We start from the raw sequence: 20,853 nt of genomic DNA on the forward strand, positions 1-20,853 counted from the left end.
AGGTTATCTCCCGCCGTCTCCGGGCATCATTTTCTGCTGACGGAAGTCGGCCAGCGCCTTTTCACGAATGTCGTTCAGTTCTTCTTTGGAAACAGGCTGAGCGTCTGGCTGCGGTGCCACATCTTTGTCGCTTACATCGCCCGATTGCACCTTCACCGCCCTGAACTGTTCGCGGGTACCTTCAATCAGCAACACAACGCCCTTCTCCGGTGTAAGCTCATGCACAGGCGAGTAGGTGACGGGAAGCGCTTCGGTAAACCACACTGAGCAGGGTTCGTTTTTCAATTTTACAACGGCCTTTTTACAAGGGTAACCTGCTATTTTCTTTGTCTCACCTGTGACCTGCCAGCCGGATGCGCGTTCAATGGGCGTTTCAGTTTGGTAGCTTTTTGATTCCGGGCCCTTCATCGTCAAAAAAGTGACGATTTTACTGCCTTCCTGGTCTACCAGCTTGTATTCATCGAATGGGCGGCCGAGGTTGATCGTGCGGCCGGGACCGCCATTTGCCGAAACCCGGCTGACAATTGTATTCTGATCGTCTAAAACCTCTTTGACATAATTCCCCGAAAAGTAAGATTTCTGTCCAAAAGTGCGCGAGTCGGGAAGGTCTGTCGGGAAGTTGGGGTCGCCGGGTTTTACGGGTTCTCCATTGATAACCATCCTTAATTGCGAAGGGTCAATTTTGCGAACGATCTCGTAGCTGATCTGTCCTGAAAACTGTGCATAAGCCTGCCCGGCGGCCAGCCACAATGCGGCCAGCAGAATTGTGATTTTCATAGCATTTTCCTGTTTTGATTTGACGATTCAAAATTGAACAGAAGCTATGTTAGGCACTGCTATTTAGTGTTAAATAGTGTTACAGCCGCGCCAATCGTGCGTGCCGCAATGTAGCTTTGTAACATGAGCAGCTCCCGTATCAGATTCATTTTCTGGTTAATGACCACTTGCATTGTAGCGATCAATGTATTTCAAGGCTACTGGCTGTTGACAAACTACCGGCTGCACCGGTCGCAGTTTAAGGACACCGTACAGGAAGCCTTGTTCCGGGTGGTGGAAAGGGAGCAGATCACGCGCGCGGATGCGCTCTTCGGTCGTAGCGGACAGAAGCCCGGCGCACCGGGCCCGCCGCCAACCTCGCAGCCCCGGATGATCGTTCGCAAGTTTCAGTCAGGCCCGGATGCGCAGGCCAGATTGTATATCCGGTCGGAGAGCGGGGAGGAGAAAAGCATAGCTCCGGGCGATAAATTGGCCGACCGGATTTCCAGAATGCTGGTGATGGGCTGGGCTGAGGGCGATCAGATTGACAAGCGGAAATTGTTCAGGGCATACCGGTACGAACTGCGTGAGCGCGGCATACAGGCTGCATTTCTGATCGATACACTGCGTATTGTACCCCAGGTTTCGGGCAGTAACTCCATTTTTATTGATAAGGAAACGGGTAGACTGAATGCAGCAAATCAGTTTAAAACATTCCCCGTTCCCATTAATCCTGTCAAAAACCTGTTTGTGCAGGCTACATTCGATATGCCGTTTTTTTATTTGTTCAAAAAAATGGGCGGCTTGCTGGCGGCGAGCTTTGTGCTGTTGACACTCACCAGCGGCTGCTTTATTTATATGTTGCAGACTATCCTGAAACAAAAGCGGCTCTCGGAGATCAAAAGCGATTTCATCAACAACATGACCCACGAGCTGAAAACGCCCATTGCGACGGTAACCGCCGCCGTGGAAGCGATGATGAATTACGGCGTGCTTGACAATCCTGAAAAGACAAAAAACTACCTTTCGATTTCCTATAACAACCTCGGGCGCTTGTCGGAGCTGGTGGAGAAAGTGCTTCATCTCGCTGTGGAAGACAAGCAGGAGCTGCAACTGCACCGCGAGCCGGTTAACCTCCGCGAACTGATCAGTGAGATCACAGCAGCTTATGCATTGAATGCCGCAAAGCCCGTGCATTTCAATCAGGATGTCAGCGACCACGATGTAATATCAGTCGACAGAATGCACTTTGGCAATGTGCTGAGCAACCTGGTCGATAATGCCGTTAAGTACTCGAATGATCAGGTGCAAATTGACTTTAAATACAAAAAAGAAGGTGATCACTGGCAGCTTTCGGTGGCTGACAATGGGATCGGCATTGCTAGACATTACCAGCAGGCAGTTTTCGACCGCTTTTTCCGGGTGCCCACAGGCGATCTGCATACGGTGAAAGGCTTTGGGCTGGGGCTCGCTTATGTCAGACAGGTTGTGGAGCGGCATGGCGGCCGGATTGAGCTGGTAAGCGAACCGGGCAGGGGAAGTGAGTTTATCCTTAAATTTTAGACAATGTCAAAAGTCCTGCTGATCGAAGACGAAGCCGCATTGGGTATGATCGTGAAAGACAGTCTGATCTACCGTGGCTTCACCGTTTTTTATGCGGAAAGCGGAAGCGCCGGTTTGTTACTGTTTGCCGAGCACCGGCCCGATATCATAGTAGCAGATGTGATGATGCCGGATATGGATGGTTTTACAATGGCCGAGCACATCTGCAGGCAGGATCGGGATATACCCATTATATTCCTGACGGCGCGCTCGCAAACTTCCGATGTCGTGAGAGGCTTTGAGCTGGGCGGGAATGATTACCTCAAAAAGCCTTTCAGCCTCGACGAGCTAGTTGTGCGCATTCAGGCACTGCTCCGGCCAAGAAACGCTGCAAAGGAGCATGATGCGCATTTTAATATTGGCAGGTACACTTTCTACCCGGCCAGGCAGCGCCTGTCAATTGACGGACACGATATTGCATTGTCGCACAGGGAAGCAGAGCTGCTGCGCCGTTTGTACCAGCTCCGTAACCAGGTGCTGAAAAAGAATGTGGTGCTTCTGGAGCTTTGGGGCGACGATTCCTTCTTCAATGGACGCAGCCTGGATGTTTTCATCACCAGGCTGCGCCGCTACCTTAAAGAAGACCCGCAAATTCAGATTGTTAACATCCGCGGAATCGGGTATAAGTTGATAGTCTGACCAGCCGACTAATCGTTTTTCAAAGATTTTACGGGATCAAGCAATGCAGCCCTGATCGCCTGAAAGCTCACGGTGAGCAATGTAATCGCCATTGCGCCCATGATCGCAGCTGCGAAAATCCACCAGGACAGGCTCGTCTGATAAGTATATTGTTGCAGCCAGTCGCGCATCAGGTAGTAGGCAACCGGCGTGGCAAGCAGGCAGGAGATCAATACCAAAATCACGAAATCCCTGGTCAGCATCCGCCAAAGGTCGGCTATCGAAGCGCCCAGTACCTTGCGAATGCCGATTTCTTTCTGCCGTTGTTCCGCGAAAAAGGAGGCTAAACCAAAAAGACCCAGGCAGCTGATGAAAATGGCCAGTGACGCAAACGTGGTGGAGAGCTGGCCAATCCTTTCTTCTGCATAAAACTTTCGTTTGTATTCCTCGCTGGCAAACTTGTATTCAAACGGACTTCCCGGATTGTATTTCCTGAAAACAGGTTCAAGTTTGGCAAGTGCGTCCCTTGCATTGAGATCAGGATTAAGCCTGATGTGGATGAAAGAGGTCCAGTCTTCTTTTAACATAAAAACCGTGGGCTGGATAGGCATGAACGGTGAGCCGGTAATCACGTCGTTGATGACACCCACAATGGTATATTGATCGCCATTCCACTGCACATTAGTACCTACCGCCTTTTTGAGCCCCATAAACTGAACGGCGCTTTCATTTACTACCATGCCAAGGCGGTCAGAGGAAAAGTCGGTGGAGAAGTCGCGGCCTTCCTTGATTTGCCAGTTGATGGTTTCGCCGTATTCGGGGGTAATGCCCACGGTTCCGAGATCGCCGAGCTGATCAGGATCTTTACCCGGCCAGTTGAAACTCGCGTCACTGCTCCATACTTCGGATGCCGGACTCGATGACTTCGCTACATTCATGACCGCACCGGTTTGCAGTAGTTCCTGGCGGAGTGCCGAAGCGTGTTTTTGCAGATCGGGCGTATTGATTGCCACAGATAGCAATCCTGAGCGGTCAAAGCCTGTGGGCCTGTTTTTGGCATAATCGATCTGCCGCAACACCACCAGCGTGCCAATCACCAGTGTCACTGATACGGTAAACTGAATGACGACCAGCGTTTGTCGCGGGATAGCCGCAAACTTCCCTGCGCGGACCAGCAAGGATGAGCCGGCACCGGTAAGCACCTTCACCGGCTGGAATCCCGACAGGTACAAGGCCGGGTAACTTCCGGCAAGCAAACCGCTTAACAATGCAAAGCCCAGTCCGGGGAGCCAACTGACTGCATTGTCCCAGGAAAGCTGATCTGTTTATCTGAAACCTGGTTAAACCACGGCAGTAGCAGCTGCACCAGCAGCAACGCAAGTACAAATGCAAATACAGCGACCATCATGGACTCGCTAAAAAACTGGGCAATGAGCTGGCTGCGGAGCGAGCCTACTGCCTTGCGGATACCCACTTCCTTCGCGCGTTTTTGCGATCGTGCGGTCGATAAATTCATAAAATTGATGCAGGCAAGCAGCAGCACAAACAAGCCGATAATGCCGAAAAGCCAGACAAACTGAATCTGTCCCCGGACTGCCACGCCATTTTCCCATTCCGAATAAAGATGCCAGCGGCTCATGGGGTGCAGGAATGCTTTTGGATCAAATCTCGCTTCTTCTTTGGCGTGACGCGCTTTGATTTTCTCGATTTTGGCGCTTACCTGCTCAAAGCTGGTATGTGGCGCAATTTGTACGAGCAACAAAAATGAGTTATTGCCCCAATTGGTTTCGGAGCGTTTGACCCAGGGCTCTTCCTCTACAAAGTATTTCCAGGGCAGCAGAAAAGACACTTCGCGGAACTCGGTATCGAAAGGAATGTCCGCATAAATGCCGGTCACCTTGAAAAAGCGTTTGTTGTCAATCCTGACAGACTTGTTAATGGGATCTTCATCACCAAACAGCGCCTTAGCCACCGACTCGGAGAGCAGGGTGGAGGAGGGATCTTTAAGGCCGTTTGCTGTGCCTTTGGTGATCCTGAGTGACATCATTGCGGTAAAGTCGGGTTCCACGCAGTTTCCTTTTCTGGAAATTTTCTTGTCCCCGACAGCCAGTATGTGGTCCTCGGTCCATGAAGAGGAGGCAATGCGGCTGAATTCGCTGGCATGTTCATTGGCCAGCGCCTCCCGCATCGGCAGGGGAGTTGCCTGCGTGGTAGTGGTGGTACCGTTGTAGGTTTGATGTTGCATGACGCGCGCAATGCGGTCATAGTTTTGGTGGTATTTGTTGTACGAAAGCTCGTCCCACATCCAAAGGCTGATCAGGATGACCGTCGTCATACCAATGGACAAACCGGCGATGTTGATCGCGGAATACGTGCTGTTTTTAGCGAGGTTTCGAAATGCGACTTTGATGTAGTTATGTAGCATATTGATCAGGGTTAGGTTCTTTATGTTCAAGCAATTTACCATTGAATCCCGGCAAATACCTTACCATTTCCGCGATGTGCCCGGAAGACGCATAAACCCCGGTTTGTATTTATAGAATGTCCGCTAGTGCACAGCATCGCGTCCGGTTGTGAACAATGCAGAGGCCGGTTTGCATTGGAACATCGGTCAAACGAGCTTGCTAACAGCGGTTTAAAGTGCATTCGAAAAATGGCACGGCATTTAATTGGTCACATAGGCGAAATCTCCGTGTGAGTACCCATTCTTCTTTAACCCGCTCCAATATGCTACGCAATTACTTCAAGATCGCCTTCCGCAACCTTGCCCGCAGCAAGACTTTCTCAGGCATTAATGTGCTTGGTCTTGCATTGGGAATGACTTGCAGCCTGATGATCATGCTCTGGATCAAAGACGAATTGAGCGTTGACGCTTTCCACGCTAATAAAAGGCAGTTGTACCGGATCTATATGAAGGAATATTTCAGCGGAAAAATCCAGGGTGTGATCTGGACACCCGGTCCGCTGGCAGAGGAGTTGAAGAAATCGGTGCCTGAAATACAACTTTCAACGCCATTTGAATGGGCCAGTAACCAGACCTTTTCGGTAGGCGATAAGATCAACAAACAGCTTACCAATGCAGTCAGTGCCGATTTTTTCAAAATGTTCAGCTTTCAGCTCTTGCAGGGAACGCCTGATGCAGCCTTGAAAGACCCGAACAACCTGGCGATTTCCAGGAATATGGCCATTACTTTCTTCGGGAGCCCGGAGGCGGCGATGGGCAAGGCAATCCGGCTCGATAACCGGAAAGATCTCATGGTCAGCGCCGTTTTTGAAAACATACCCGGAAACAGCACATTGAAATTCGACTGCCTTCAAAATTGGGACGGTTTTGTGGCCGATAATGATTGGGCCAAAGACTGGGGTACCACCGACCCGCTGACCTTTTTTATGCTCCGTCCGGATGCTGATCCTGCCAAAGTGGAAGCCAAGCTCACCCACCTTTTGGATAAATATAACCGTGACCCGGGCAAGAGTTTTAAAACGCAGCTGGCTATGCAGCCAATTCACGAGTACTACCTGAACAGCAATATCAAAGACGCAAAAATGGACGGCGGGCGCATTGAATATGTGCGTCTGTTCAGCTTTGTGGCGGTTTTTATCCTGCTTATTGCCTGCATTAATTTCATGAACCTGGCCACCGCGCGTTCGGCGAAGCGCGCGAAGGAAGTGGGCGTGCGTAAAGTAGTGGGCGCAATGCGTTCCATGCTCGTGGGGCAGTTTATGGGCGAGGCGATTTTGCTGACGGTCTTTTCTGTGCTGCTGGCCGTTTTGCTGGTTGCGCTCGCATTGCCTGCATTCAATAACCTTACAGAGAAGCAGATCACGCTGCCCTTCCGGGAGCCTGCATTTTGGGGAGCACTGGCAGGTTTGCTTGTGGTTACCGGGCTGGTTGCCGGGAGTTATCCCGCCTTTTTCCTGTCTTCGCTCAGTCCGGTCCGCGTATTGAAAGGCACATTGAGATTCGACATGAAATCCATTTTCCTGAGACAGGGATTGGTCGTATTTCAGTTCGGTTTATCGATTATTATGATCGTGGGAATGATCATTATTTACAGACAGGTGGAGTTTGTACAAACCAAAAACCTGGGCTACGATCGCGAAAACCTCATTTATTTCCCATTGGATGGTGATTTGGCTAAAAACTATCACTTACTCCACGACGCGCTGCTGGATATCCCGAGCATCAAAGAAGTATCCCACATGACAGAATCGCCTGCCTCCAATGGTTCAGGGACAGAGGGGATCACGTGGCTGGGGAGCGATCCAGGTAATAAGGTACGGTTTACGCCGGTAGGAGTAGGTTATGATTTTGTCAAAACAATGAACCTGCAGGTGGCCGAGGGACGCGATTTTTCAAAACAATTCCCGACAGACTCATCGGGTTTCCTGATCAATGAAGCGGCGCTCAAAGTAATCGGGTACAAAGACCCCATCGGCCGAGAATTGAGTTGGGGAGGCAGGAAAGGTCATATTGTTGGTATTTTAAAAGATTTCCACTTTCAATCACTGCACACCAGCATTCGCCCGCTGATCGCATATCTTGGTGCAAACAGGGTTTCTGGGAATGCAATTATCCGCATTGAAGCCGGGAAAACGACGGAGGCGATCGCCGCAATGGAGCGGCTTTGCAAACAGCTCAATCCCAAATTTCCGTTCACGTATTCGTTCACTGATGAGGCATACGCGCGGCAATATCAGAGTGAGCAGGTGGTAAGCAAGCTGTCGAGCTATTTTGCATTCCTGGCGATCTTCATTTCTTGTCTGGGATTATTCGGGCTGGCGACATTCACTGCCGAGCAGCGTACCAAGGAGATCGGCGTGCGGAAGGTGCTCGGCGCCTCGGTGGCCGGGATTGTGGGACTGTTATCCAAAGACTTCCTGAAACTGGTCGCGATTGCCATCCTGCTCGCTTCTCCTGTTGCCTGGTGGCTGATGAGCAAGTGGCTGCAAAGTTTTGCTTACAAGATCGATATCGAATGGTGGATGTTTGTTCTGGCAGGTTTGCTGTCCGTACTGATCGCCGTTTTAACCATCAGCTTCCAAAGTATCAAAGCAGCACTGATGAACCCCATTAGGTCTCTCAGGAGTGAATAATGGGATTGATTGCGCATTCCTCCCGAAATTTTGGCGGGCGTAATATCCGGTTCGGATTAATGGTTGGCAAAGTTTTATTAGAAGATGTTAAAACAGGCTGGTTCGCTGGCCTGTGTAATTATTTTCTTAATATAATTTCATCAACATGTCTGAGACAATCAATGTATCGCTTCAAAATCCGGTAGAAAAATATCCGAAACCGCCATTTAACAAACAACCGCAACAGGTACCCGGACTTGCGTCCAAAATGGACCCCAAACCTGATCACGGTGAAGAAAGCTATAAAGGTGCAGGAAGACTGGTGGGCAGAAAGGCGCTGATTACCGGCGGTGACTCCGGTATCGGGCGTGCAGCTGCCATTGCTTATGCGAGAGAAGGCGCTGATGTGGTCATCAATTACCTTCCTGACGAACAATCCGACGCCGACGAGGTGATCGCGCTGATCGAGGCGGAGGGTAGGAAAGGCTTTGGTATTCCCGGAGATATTACGACTGAATCGTTTTGTCAGGAGCTGGTAGCGCAGGCTGTGCAGAAGCTGGGCGGACTGGATATCCTGGTCAACAATGCCGGGCATCAGCAGGCTGTCGAGTCGCTGCTTGACATTTCGTCGGAAGGTTTCGACGCTACGATCAAAACCAACATATATGCTCCATTCTGGATTACCAAGGCCGCTTTGCCGCACCTCGGCGCAGGCTCGGTGATCATTGCAACTTCTTCTGTCCAGGCTTACGATCCTTCGGAAAATCTGTTCGACTACGCGCAGACAAAAGCAGCAAACGTCGCTTTTGTGAAATCACTCGCCAAGCAGCTGGGACCCAAGGGTATCCGCGTCAACGGCGTTGCGCCGGGGCCGGTTTGGACTCCATTGCAGGTGAGCGGAGGACAGCCACAGGATAAGATCGTCGAATTTGGTCAGGCTACACCACTGGGCAGACCAGGCCAACCGGCTGAGCTGGCTTCCATATACGTGCAGCTTGCCGACGGAAGCGCGAGCTATTCTACTGGGCAGATCTATGGCGCTGCTGGTGGCAGTGGTCATCCCTGATTTTTCAATGCAACAAAAAGGCCTGCCGGTGAGTCACCAGCAGGCCTTTTTGTTGCATTCGTAAGCTGCAATCTGTTAATATGAACCCAGGTAGCTCGATCCCGACTGACCTGTTAATGTGGCTCCTTTAATCACTTCCTTCGTTTTCCAGTTGATCACGTACAATTTACCTGCTGCGCCTGTGGGGGTAAGCGGTACGTAAACGTAATCTCCGCTCACAGCCAGGTTCTGATACTGACCGAAGTCCAGTCCCGCTTCGTAATCGTTGCTGATCTTGGTTGCAGTTTTTGCATTCAGGTCGATCAGGGCAATGTAGCCGCCTGCGCCTGCGATGTTATACAGTACCAGACCAATCCCGTCCTGAATGTACCTCCAAGCCTGAATGCGCGTATCTGTCAGGTTAAGCGCTGCATCCAGATTGAAATGGTAGCCGCTGTCGTAATCGTTTGTGCTTTTGTTGATGCGTAAAATGTCCTTTCCGCCTGTTGCAGTAGCCTGATAAATGTGACCATCATTTCCTACATACTGCGTCATGGTGCGGTAGGAATGGTTGTTCGTTTTCGAAAGGGTCGAATAAATCAGTTTGGGATTCTGCAATGAAGGATAATCTACCACCAGCGTGGTAGTTCCAATTGTTCTGTTTTCGGCGTCATTGGCCCAAACCGGCGCGCCGCTTGCATTGTAAGACAATTTGGTCGGGTCAATTTTGCTCACATTGCAACCAATGAAAATTTTGGACTTATCCTCATTCAAAACCGGCACATCAATGCGTCCTACCGAGTAACCCTGCGCTTCCAGTTCTGCCGGGAGCGGGAAGTCAAATTCAGTGGAGTTAGGTACCCTCGCTGTTTCCAGATCGATTACTGCGATCCTTACTTTTCCCCTCGTATATTTAAAAATATGGTTGGGAGCGGCACCCTCCGTTACCGTCGTACTCCCTGTCAAATGCACGCCGATACCAATGTTCTCAGCCGCTTTCGTCCAGCGCGGAGAAGTCCCGATGATGTCCGACAAGTCCAGTTCATTGCCTGTATCCTGGTAATCCTTGCCGCCTTTTACAAGGTATTTATTGAAAACACCGCCGTCCTCGCCGGTATACTGAATGTTGTACAGTTCGGTCCCGTTTTCGGAAGCCTGCACGCGGGCAGTACGCGCTGATCTTAACCCAAATCCGTTCTGGTAAATATTGATCGAAAAGTTGGGGTCGATTGCCTGTGCGTGGGTGATCGCATATGCCATTGTACCCCCGTTACCAGCTGTTCCGGCTTCATCCGGGATCGAGGCTGTGAGTGAAACGAATTCTCTTGCAGCCGGCGTTTCGCCGCCGCCTCCATCCGGATCTGTAACGTCCTCTTTACAGCCCGAAAGCGTCAGCGCAAACCCTAGTATCACAGCACTTAACAGATTTTTTTTCATCTTAAAAGGGATTATAAAAATTTACTGATTGTATAATTTAACTTAACTGAAATGCTTCTACCGGGCTTTTGCACTCCGAAATTGTCGTACATCTCTGCATTGAAAATGTTCTTCAGATCGAAGCTGGCCACCATCTTTCCATTCGGGAACCGGTAGCTCGCGCCTAAGTCGTGGTAGAACTGCGTGGGCGTCGTAAACCACTCAGATTCCATCCAAACGGTCCGGAATGGAGCGACAAAGCCTGTGTTATAGTAGATATTGAGGATTGATCTTTTCTGAATTTTATCGTTCAGTCGGTACTGCACACTTCCGTTCATGGTGAAGAAAGGCTCGTTGGGCAGTTGCAAATTGTAGAGGTCGTGCGGCTTGCCTTTCGGGTCGAACTTTTGCTTGAACAGCGTATTGAACTTGGAAAAGTTGAAGAGCGCATTCAGGCGATTGTCATACACATAGATGATCTCACCCTCAAATCCCCGCGACTGTGTCCTGCCCAGGTTGACGAACTTGGTCACCTGAATATCGGCATCACTTTCCCGGCCCGGCACGATCTGGTCTTCCACAGCCTGTTGGGTGATTTTGTCGAAACCGTTGCGCCAGAATGCGCTGGCGTAAAGTGTAATCTTGTGTTTGCCCAGCTGAACCGGCCCGTGCCGGAAACCCAGATTGTAGTTCACATTCTTTTCAGGTATCAGGCCGGGACTTTCAAGGATATTGTTCTCAGGATCACCGTAAAGCTGGTTTTCAGTCGCTGCCACATAGGCGTTTTGCGTCGATCCGATGATATGCATTTTGGAAAATACATTGTAAGATACCGTCGCCCCATAGCCTTTGTTGTGGTATACAGTCTTGTTCTGTACCCTGTTCACCACATTCACGCCGTCTTGTTCCACCAGCTCCGGCCGTGTTTGAATGGTCCTGTTGGAAGTGTATTTTCCGAGCAGGTTGGTTTTTAGTTTATCGTTAAAAAACTGGGCTTCGTAGTTCATCGCGAGGATGTTATTCATCACGCTGCTTACCGTTACCATTTCCTTCTTCTCAGGATTAAGCAGGTCATTGTCGTCCCTGTCGGTCGTTTCCAGCTTGTGGTTCAGGGAAATGCGGTGACCGGGGAAAAGCGTGTAACCCAGGTTGGTCCGCATGTTGGTGATTTGCCGGTTCACTTCCACAATGCTCTTTTCGCCCTGCTGTCCCATTCCCGGCGTTGGCGGGACCGGCACGATCTGCCCGTTTCTGATCAGCATTCTAGGGTTTCCGTCCCAGTTGTAAACCTGCCCGACCGTGTCCTGCACGTAAGTGCTCCGGTAACTTCTTACCGCATTCACATTGACAGCCAATCCCTTCACCAGGAAGTTATTTTTGTTGTAGTTCAGGCTCACGACATTGGCGCTGTACTCGCCAAACCTGCCCACATAAGGCCGCGCCATGGTAGTTCCATGCGGTATTTCGCTGTAAGTGTCTGAGACATTGTAGCCTAGGAAGAACTGGTCAGCCCATTTTACATTGGTAAACCCGACTTCAAACCGCCCCCCGATGGATTTGTACTGATTGTTGAACCTCCTGGCGCGATAATAGCGCTCCAATGTTCTGTCCGGATGTACAAACTTGGAAAACTTGCCCCAGGTAGTGTAACTATTATCTGTATACGTATAAAATCCCGAAGCCCTCGTCGTGAAGCCGGTTTGTTTATTACGGTAAATCCCTGAAATGTCAGATTGGAATGTATTGAACGAACCGTAAGCCACAGCGGCCGTGATGTTGTTCTGCGAAGCATCTTTTTTCAACACCACGTTGATTGCGCCGCCCACGTAATCGCCTGTGAGGTGGGAGGGTAGTACTCCTTTGTATACTTCAATGCGTTCGATCATTGCCGGCGGAATGTTGTTCAGATTGAAGGAAGACCCGTAAGTGGATATTTCGATCCCGTCAAGAAAAATCCCCACAGCGCTGCCCGACATTCCATTGAGGTTGTACTCAACCCGCGAGCCAATACCGCCATTCTGACGAACACGCACCCCCACGGCCCGGTCGAGCAGCTCGTTGGTGGTCAGGTTGCGTAGGGAGGCTTCCTTGGTTTCAATGACTGCCACGGCAAAGCCCGTCGTTTCGATTTCCTTCTTTTCGGTTTTTTGAACGATCTGAACTTCATTGAGGTCCAGGGCAGTCCGCGTTACCACCGGGTTAATCTCGTGCAGAGGCTTGTGAACGTGGATTTTCGTTGTTTTTGATTTGATCTCAACGGATGTGATCACAAGATCCCGGTTTCCGTAAGGCACCTCTTTCAGCTGGAACGTACCATCGGTCTCAGAGAAAGTAGCAATGCTGGTACCGTCAATGCGGACCGTCACGAAGCTGATCACCGAACCTTTATCATCCTTTACTGTGCCCTTGATCGTTGCCGTTTTCGGTGCAGTCTGTGCAGCGGACGTGATATGTAGCAGGGTAAGTAATGCCGTGAAGAGTAAATTTAGTTGCACCTTATTTAGACTAATTATATTGAGTGCAAATATAGGTGCCGCTAAACAGCAAAAATGACGTTTAAGGGAATGGTAATGACGCGAGAGGGAGTAATGCAGCAATGCCCGCGCTGATGTGCATTGCGGTCAATAAAGCATTGGTACGAATGTTGCCTACAAAACTTTATCTTACCTTAGGTGACATATTATTCTACAAACTACTTCATGATTCACTCCATAGTTTATTTGAGTTCAGCGAAGACGCTCGCAGACGAGCCGGAGTTAGGTGCAATACTCGAACAAAGCCGGAAGAACAATGCTTCGCTGGATATTACGGGTGCATTGCTGTATTGTAACGGCAGTATCATTCAAGTCCTCGAAGGACCGAAGGATACTGTGACTCCGTTATTTGACAAAATTAAAAATGATGCGCGCCACACGCAGGTGATCACGCTTTTTCAGGGCGAGGTAAATGCGAGATCGTTTGAAAAATGGTCTATGGGGTACATTACAACCAATACCCGGAATATGGACGAGTTGAAGGATCAGCTTCTGTTTGTAAATAATCCGTACATCGACCAACATTCAGAAAACAAGATCCTGTCGCTGCTGCAAACCTTTTTCCGTAACAATCACCGGAATTGAAAGCTTTCCAATTCCGGCTTATCTGTACTGTTGCCAGTCCAGATCCTTGTTCATCAGCGGTAACTGATGTTGCTGCGCATATTCGTTCCTTACCTTTTTTACATCGTTCCACCACTGATCGAGCGGGTAGTGTAGTTCGCGGTAAATGAGGTAGCTGAGATCGGTGGTACGCACAGGCTGGTGATCCTTGATATCGTCTACCTGGTGCAGGAATTTGCGTCCGTTGGCTTCTTCTACCAGCGGCTGCCATTCTTTAAACCACGTTTTTTCAATCAATGCAAATGTACTGTCGCGCTGCTCTTTCATTTTGCTGACCATATTCATCGCCGCATCCAGCTTCTGAACCGCCATTTTCGGGTTCGGTTTCGCCGTGGCAGCTTCTTTCAAAAGATCCGTTACCTTATTCAATGCAACCAGCATGCGCAGGTTCTGCCCGCAAATCGCAGCTACCGATTCCAGTACTTCCAGGTTGTAAAGCTGATTTTTGGCCAGTGACTTATTTTGTTGAAGCAATTGACGCGCGTAGGCATTGCGTGGCAGCATTGCTTTTGCGGTTGCCAAACGTTTTGCGTTCACGGGGTATGCAGTGTCTGCAACTGCTAATGTACCAGCCGCCGGAACAGGCAGCAGGGGCAGGGTTTGGTCTCTTTCATCCTGCAGGAACAGGCTGTCTGAGTTGCCCTTGATCTGTGGCCGCCATTTGGACGGGATCCAGTCCCAGCTGTTGGTATGAAACTCTGCCTGCTCACTCAGAACGTGGTAAATGCTATCAACGTCTTTTTGTTGGGGGCCGTAAAATGAAGTCATAAACCTTGCGGAAGCGTCTGCCGGCGTGAGGTTTTTATTGTTCCAACCTGCGGCTGTGGCCGTCGCGTAGCCCAGCCAGAATGTTTCGGGATGCAGCCCGGCATCCGCCCAGCCGGCAATTATTACACCCATAAAGGAGGACAGGTTATCCTTGAATGCAGTCCCGATTTCGTGGAACATTCCTGCAACCCGGCCCGAGGAGCGGTCGCTGCCGTCGGCCATTGTTTCTGTTTTCGTGTGCAACGGGTAATAATTTGGAAAAATAGGCTCGGCGCCTTGTGTGGCGGTGTATACAGTTTGGCGGATACCATGTTTTTTATAGTCAGCCGCTATCGACTTATTATAAACCCCATTGATCAGATGCGAAGGCAGCGCAGTGATATCTTCTCTCCGCAACGGAAATTCGCCCCAGAACAAAACCTTACGGCCCTGCTCGTGCAACCGGTCGGCCATTTTCTTGATAAACCAGGCCAGTAACCTCCCGTTTCCACCCAAACTATCTGCCATCGCTTTTTCCGAAGGTGCTTTACCCGTATAATAGGCTTCATCATTGGAAAGCAGAATGTACTCGCTGCCCTTGCTTGCATTGATCAGCTCGCCGAACATGTTGTCGAGCAGCTTGTAAGTCTCGGGATTTGTGACCGAAAACTGGTAATTAATGTCGTCGATCAGCCGCAAATGTTTGTATTCCGGGTGTTTTAAGATAAACGAAACGTGCGCGGGTGCGTCCAGAAATGGTACTAAGTCAATGTAATGGGCTTTGGCAAAATCGGCCAGTTCCTGATATTCCTGCGGAGTTAATGCATAGGGTTCTACAATTGCAGGCGCGGATTTGTATTGAAAGTGACCTTCGAGTTTGATTGAAAATGCATTGATCTTGTAGGTGGAAGCCTGTTTGATAATGCGCTTTAAGGCAGGCATTTTCTCCAAATGGTGCGCGTCGTCCCAGTAAATCATGCGCAATTCCACATTCGGCCAGTCGGTGATTTCACCCTCGGGAAGCTGCTTTTCTGTTTTAAGTAATTGTAAAAAAGTTTGAACACCATAATACAAACCCTGCGGCGCATTGGCTGAAATGGTCACTGACCCGGGCTTCAAACTCAACTTATAAGCCTGCCGCGCCAGTGCCACGCGGTTCGTATCAACAGTGCTTCCGATTTCAACCGAACCTTTTTGAACAACAAGCTGGATCACAGGCGACTTGCCAGCAGCGGCTATGTTTCCGACTACATTCAATGGAAGGTTTACCTCCCTGAGTCCCTCCTGCAAGCTCAGCACAGATTGTTCTTTTACCAGTGAAGGATCTGCTACAACGGTCCAGTTTTTACCAATTACAAACCTTTTATCGCCCAGCCGCATTTGCTGCGGCAGCGGCAGTAACCCAGATCCGGGCTGCATTTTGTTGATTGGTAATTTTTTAGAAGCCGCCATTTGCGCATAGGTCGCAAACTGGATCAGAAAGCAGCATTGGATCAATAGAAAAATCTTCCGGTACATGTGAGTCGTGTTCAAAAGAAAATCTTTAATGGTTAAGTAAAAGAGTAACCAGCTCGCGCCAGCTACTCTTTTGTTCAGGATCTATAAAAATTGGATAGCTCTTAATACCCCGGATTTTGCGTGATGGCCGGACTGCTGGTCGTAACCACAAGCGTAGGGATCGGGTAGAGGAGCTGGTATTCTTTAATCGGCGTGGAGACGCCTACCGTCGGCTTGCCTGGACCGGATAGTTTTGAATTCATCACCTCCATCGCGCGACCAGTGCGCAGCAGATCAAACCAGCGGTGTCCTTCAAATGGTGATTCGAGTCTTTCCTCATTGTAAACGGCTGTCTTGAACGTTTCGTAGGTAAGCCCGCTCAGGTCCGTCAGTCCCGCCCGTTTGCGCACGAGGTTGATCGCCGCATAAGCATCTGCATTGGGTGCTTTGCCGGCTTCGTTAATCGCCTCGGCGTAATTCAGCAGCACGTCGGCATAGCGGACTACGTACCAATCCGCGCCTGAGTCACCAAACCCGCCGCCCGTTTCGCGCTCCACATAGCCGCGCACATATTTCGCTGCCACCATCGCACCATTGAGCATATAACCGTCAGCGATATTGTTCCTGCGTACATCGCCCTTGGTATAAGCCGCAGCGATATCGTCAGTAGGCTGGTTAAACCCGTAAGCTCCACCCGACGGAATGGTGATACCTTCCGAGCCGGTAGGCGCGAAGTGGTTGGGCAGGTTTGATCCAAGACCATTTGCCGCACCTTTGTACTGGATCTGCAGAATAGCTTCCGGGTTTCCCTGCTGACCGGCTTTGTACAAGTCTGCATACACAGGAAGCAGGCTGTAAGTACCAGACGTTACCACCTTTTTGAACTCTGCCGCCGCCTCGGCGTATTTTTTCTGCGTGAGGTAAACTTGTCCCAGAAGGCTTTGCGCCGCACCTTTTGTAATTCTTCCCACATTGGCATCATCGTAGGAGGCAGGTACCAGTTCCTGTGCTTTCACCAGATCCGCTTCAATCTGTGCATACACTTCCTGAACACTCGCACGGCCCACATTGTAGCTCGCATCGATATCAGTAACCGGCTCCGTTACCAGCGGTACACCGCCGAAGAAACGCACCAGGTTGAAATACGCGAGTGCCCGCATGGCAAGTGATTCACCGGTGTATTGCTTTTTCATGTTGTCCGCTACGGGGGAGGCGTCAATGCGGACGAGGATGCTGTTTGTTCTTGCGATCAGGTTGTAGCTGTTTTGCCAGAATGCGTTAAGGTGCTCATTGTCGGTTGTTTCACGGAATTCGTCAATGTTCTTTTTTGCATCATTACCCGAGGCTCCGGCTACCAGCTCGCTGGTATTATCGGAGCGAAGGTCTACCAGCAGGTGATAGTACCCATTGCCGGAGTACACCTGTGCCAGCGCAGAGTAAGATCCCACGACGGCCTGACCGAAGTCGGACTCAGTCTTGAAAAAGTCCGTTTCGCCGATTTGTGAGATAGGTTTTGATTCGAGAAAGTCTTCGCAGGAGGTTCCTGAAAAAGCCAGGACAACCAGAGCGACAGCTATTTTGATATTTTTTGAGATCATCATTATCAATGTTAAAGATTGGTCCGGGTTGAATTAGAAACCAAGGTTAAGGCCAAATACGAACGCTCTTGCCACGGGGTAGGTACCATAATCCATACCCGGCGTCAGCGCAGAAGAAATCCACGGGTCGCCTTCGGTCGTGTTCACCTCAGGGTTATATCCGCTGTATTTCGTGAAAGTGTACAGGTTCTGAATGTTCATATATACCCGTGCATTCTTGACCACTTTTCCACCGAATATCTTGTCGAAACGATATCCGATCGTCACGTTTCTGACGCGAAGGAAAGACGCATCTTCTACATAATAGGATGAAATGTTGCGGTTGATGGCGTTGTTATTCGGTCCCCACGTTTTACCATCGCCAGGCTCTTCCGGTGAGCGCCAGTAGTTGTTCGAGATCGACGCATTGTTGCGGTAAACGCTCCGCTTGGTCAGGTTAAGCACATCCACGTCCTGTACACCTTGCAGCGATACACCGAAGTCGAAACTACCGACATTCAAGGTGTTCGTAATACCGTAGGTGAACTTCGGCAGGTTGTTTCCGATGATCGTCCTGTCAAGATCGTTAATCTGCCCGTCTCCGTTCAGGTCTTTGAAACGGACATCACCCGGGAATGTGTTCGGCAAATGTGCAGAACCGTCTATTTCCGCCCGTGTGTTGTAAATGCCTTCGAAAACAAGGCCGTAGTAACTGCCCAGTGGTTTGCCGATCTGCGTAATGTGGGTCAGGGAGTTTTCCTGCGCACGGTTGGCCACGATGATCGGCGCGCCGCTTGCTCCGAGTGATTCTACGGTATTCGTGTTAAATGAAATGTTTGCGTTGGTATTCCAGGTGAAATTTTTCCGCGCAAAATTTCTTGTTTCCACGGCAAATTCAAGCCCCTTGTTACGCAGACTTCCCAGGTTACGCAATGCAGTTTCAAAACCGGTTGAAAGCGGCACGGGCACATTGAGGAGAAGGTCGGAAGTCAGCTTGTTATAGTAATCGACATTCAGGAACAGGCGGTTCTGGAATAATCCCAGATCAATTCCTAAATCAAATTCTCTGGCTTTTTCCCAACCCAAAATCGAGTTGCCCAGCGAGCCCTGCGCCAGACCATTGACGATCCCGCCGTCCCCTGATCCGAGAATGTAATTGGATCCGTAGATCAGTCCCACAGATGCGTAGTCGGGGATCTGGTTGTTACCGATCATCCCATAGCTCGCCCGGACTTTCAGCTCGCTGATGGTTGGTACATTAGCCAGGAATTTCTCCTGTCCGATCCTCCATCCGGCCGAAACAGAAGGGAAATTACCCCATTTGTTGTCAGCTCCGAAACGTGATGAACCGTCGCGGCGGAAAGTGGCTGTCAGGAAATATTTCTCGTCGTAATTGTAAGTCGCGCGGCTCAGGAAGGAGAGGAGCGTCCACTGCGAGCGGCTCGAACCTCCGCCAGTAATAATACCTGCATTCAATGTAGGCACAAGGTCGTTCGGGAATGAGTTTGCGCTGACCGAAGTAGAATTGAATGAGGATTTTTGTCCTGTCACACCCACTAAAACATTTACATGGTGTTTTTCTGCAAACGAATTGTCGTAAGTCAGCGTATTTTCATTGATCCAGCTGATGTTGGCGGATGAAAAAGATTGACCGTTAGACGGATTTACACTGATGTATGACGGAGAAAACTTGTTGTTACTGAATGTATTCACATCCGCATTGATGCTGGTTTTGAATTGCAGGTTTTTCAAGATATCAACAGTAGTAAACAAGCTTCCGACGGTGCTGAACTGGTTCATTGTATTCTGAATCCCTTCACCAAATGCGAGTGCATTGTTATAAATGATGTTCTGCGTGGTACCATCGTCGTAATGTAGTGTGAAAGATCTTGCATAAGAGCCGTCCGCATTTCTAACCGGATAAAAGCCCGGGGTCGACATCACCGTTACAGCTACCGCGCCGTAATCCTGGATACCACCCGACGTAGCAATGCGGTTGTTGGTGTAAGATGGGGCCACGCGGGCGCCAACCCTGATTTTATCCGTTACTTTTGCGTCTACATTCAAACGGAATGCATATTTTTTGAAGCCGGAATTGACGATAATCCCCTCCTGGTTCTGGTAGTTACCGGATACGTAATAACGTGCACTTTCCGTTCCGCCCGAAGCCGCGATCTGGTAATTCTGCATGGGCGCGCTGCGGTAAAGTTCATCCTGCCAGTCAGTATAAGGGTAGGCGGATGGATTTTTGAATTCTTCGGGAATTTTGAAGCCCGGCCCGCTTCGAACCGAGTTAGGGTCTGTCGCTTTTCCGCCTGCGCGTACCCAGTCGTTGTTCCGGATATCGATTTGGCGGCGTGCATATTCTTCGTTAGTCATCAGGCCAACTCTCGTTGCAATCCGCTGGAAACCGTAGCTCGCATTCACGCTGATCTGCGATTTACCTGCCGCACCTTGCTTGGTAGTAATAATCACCACACCATTGGAGCCGCGCGATCCGTAAATGGAAGTCGCCGCTGCATCTTTCAAGATGTCGATAGATTGGATATCGCCCGGGTTAATGCTGGCCAGCGGGTTTACCGGAGACTGGCTCCCGATATCACCGCCCTGTGCCGCCGCATTGGTTACCGAGTTATCGAGCGGCACGCCGTCGACCACATATAAAGGTTGTATACCTGCCGTAATAGATCCTGTACCGCGGATTTTAATCGACAAACCACCGCCCGGTGCTGCCGACGTCTGCTGGATCTGCACCCCGGCCACTTGTCCGGCCAATGCCTCACCAAAAGAAACCACGGGTCTGTCCTGGATCTGCTTCGCGCCGACTGAAACGACCGAACCTGTAACCTCACGCCGGGACTGGCTTCCGTAACCAACTACGACAACTTCATTTAACGATTTGTCGCTGGATTCAAGCTGGGGTGAAATTTTGGAACGGTTTCCTACCACCTCTTCCACATCACCATAGCCTATATACGTAAACACTAAAGTGCTGTTTGCCGGCACCTGAATGCTGTACTTTCCATCCGCATCGGAAACCACCCCGTCGGTGCTATTCTTTACACGAACCGATACACCGACCAGCGGCTCGCCGGTAGATTTCTCGGTAACCTGTCCGCTTACAGCAACTTGCCCCGCCCGTCCGGCATTCTGCGCCTGTCCTGGACTGCAACATAAAAACAGAAACAACACTGCGAAAAGCATCCGCAGCGGCACTCCGCCAGTACTGCGGAAATAACAAAAACTTTCAGTAAACATTTTGTTTCCCATAAGATAGGAAGGTTAGTGGTCTAGAAATGATTGAATCGAAAGGTATCGAAACAAATATAATGTTTTTATCAAAAGTAAAATCTTTTCGTAA

13 protein-coding genes are annotated in these 20,853 nt (G+C 50.0%); 5 read left to right on the forward strand and 8 right to left on the reverse strand.

Annotated features, from left to right (window positions below; all coding sequences use genetic code 11):
* Positions 1-3: 3 nt before the first annotated feature.
* Positions 4-777 (reverse strand): hypothetical protein, encoded by a 774-nt coding sequence (locus ASG33_RS15520; protein ID WP_056287199.1) that lies wholly within the window; start codon positions 775-777, stop codon positions 4-6.
* Positions 778-936: 159 nt separating this feature from the next.
* On the opposite strand from ASG33_RS15520, the gene ASG33_RS15525 reads away from it, so the two are divergent.
* Positions 937-2,319 (forward strand): cell wall metabolism sensor histidine kinase WalK, encoded by a 1,383-nt coding sequence (locus ASG33_RS15525; protein WP_229238660.1) that lies wholly within the window; start codon positions 937-939, stop codon positions 2,317-2,319.
* A 3-nt stretch (positions 2,320-2,322) separates the two neighbouring features.
* Entirely contained in the window at positions 2,323-2,997 is a 675-nt protein-coding gene (locus tag ASG33_RS15530; protein WP_056287205.1) for a response regulator transcription factor, read from the forward strand.
* A gap of 8 nt (positions 2,998-3,005) precedes the next feature.
* On the opposite strand, the gene ASG33_RS26220 is transcribed toward ASG33_RS15530, so the two are convergent.
* Both ASG33_RS26220 and ASG33_RS26225 read right to left on the reverse strand, forming a co-directional pair.
* A complete protein-coding gene (locus ASG33_RS26220; protein ID WP_310589205.1) occupies positions 3,006-4,232 on the reverse strand; it encodes an FtsX-like permease family protein in 1,227 nt (408 codons plus the stop codon).
* A 5-nt stretch (positions 4,233-4,237) separates the two neighbouring features.
* A complete protein-coding gene (locus ASG33_RS26225; RefSeq protein WP_310589206.1) occupies positions 4,238-5,401 on the reverse strand; it encodes an ABC transporter permease in 1,164 nt (387 codons plus the stop codon).
* A gap of 302 nt (positions 5,402-5,703) precedes the next feature.
* Between ASG33_RS26225 and ASG33_RS15540 the strand changes: the two genes are divergently transcribed.
* Positions 5,704-8,073, forward strand: a complete 2,370-nt coding sequence (locus ASG33_RS15540) for an ABC transporter permease (protein ID WP_056287209.1) — start codon at positions 5,704-5,706, stop codon at positions 8,071-8,073.
* Positions 8,074-8,218: 145 nt separating this feature from the next.
* On the forward strand, positions 8,219-9,118 hold the full coding sequence (locus ASG33_RS15545) for an SDR family oxidoreductase (protein WP_056287212.1): 900 nt from the start codon (positions 8,219-8,221) through the stop codon (positions 9,116-9,118).
* A 75-nt stretch (positions 9,119-9,193) separates the two neighbouring features.
* Here the strand turns inward: ASG33_RS15545 and ASG33_RS15550 are convergent, their stop codons facing one another.
* The gene (locus ASG33_RS15550) at positions 9,194-10,534 is read right to left on the reverse strand and encodes a hypothetical protein (RefSeq protein WP_056287214.1); all 1,341 of its coding nucleotides are present in this window, start codon (positions 10,532-10,534) and stop codon (positions 9,194-9,196) included.
* Between the two features lie 11 nt (positions 10,535-10,545).
* Positions 10,546-13,008 (reverse strand): TonB-dependent receptor plug domain-containing protein, encoded by a 2,463-nt coding sequence (locus ASG33_RS15555; protein ID WP_082489251.1) that lies wholly within the window; start codon positions 13,006-13,008, stop codon positions 10,546-10,548.
* Between the two features lie 204 nt (positions 13,009-13,212).
* Between ASG33_RS15555 and ASG33_RS15560 the strand changes: the two genes are divergently transcribed.
* The gene (locus ASG33_RS15560) at positions 13,213-13,632 is read left to right on the forward strand and encodes a BLUF domain-containing protein (RefSeq protein WP_056287216.1); all 420 of its coding nucleotides are present in this window, start codon (positions 13,213-13,215) and stop codon (positions 13,630-13,632) included.
* An 18-nt stretch (positions 13,633-13,650) separates the two neighbouring features.
* On the opposite strand, the gene ASG33_RS15565 is transcribed toward ASG33_RS15560, so the two are convergent.
* The 3 genes from ASG33_RS15565 to ASG33_RS15575 all read right to left on the reverse strand — a co-directional run bounded on the left by ASG33_RS15565 (position 13,651) and on the right by ASG33_RS15575 (position 20,762).
* The gene (locus ASG33_RS15565; protein ID WP_229238662.1) at positions 13,651-15,951 is read right to left on the reverse strand and encodes a glycoside hydrolase family 20 zincin-like fold domain-containing protein; all 2,301 of its coding nucleotides are present in this window, start codon (positions 15,949-15,951) and stop codon (positions 13,651-13,653) included.
* Positions 15,952-16,037: 86 nt separating this feature from the next.
* Entirely contained in the window at positions 16,038-17,516 is a 1,479-nt protein-coding gene (locus ASG33_RS15570; RefSeq protein ID WP_229238664.1) for a RagB/SusD family nutrient uptake outer membrane protein, read from the reverse strand.
* 30 nt (positions 17,517-17,546) lie between these two features.
* Complete coding sequence (locus ASG33_RS15575; protein ID WP_056287223.1) at positions 17,547-20,762, reverse strand: TonB-dependent receptor; 3,216 nt, start codon at positions 20,760-20,762, stop codon at positions 17,547-17,549.
* Positions 20,763-20,853 lie beyond the last annotated feature (91 nt).

This window comes from Dyadobacter sp. Leaf189, assembly GCF_001424405.1.
GTDB lineage: Bacteria > Bacteroidota > Bacteroidia > Cytophagales > Spirosomataceae > Dyadobacter.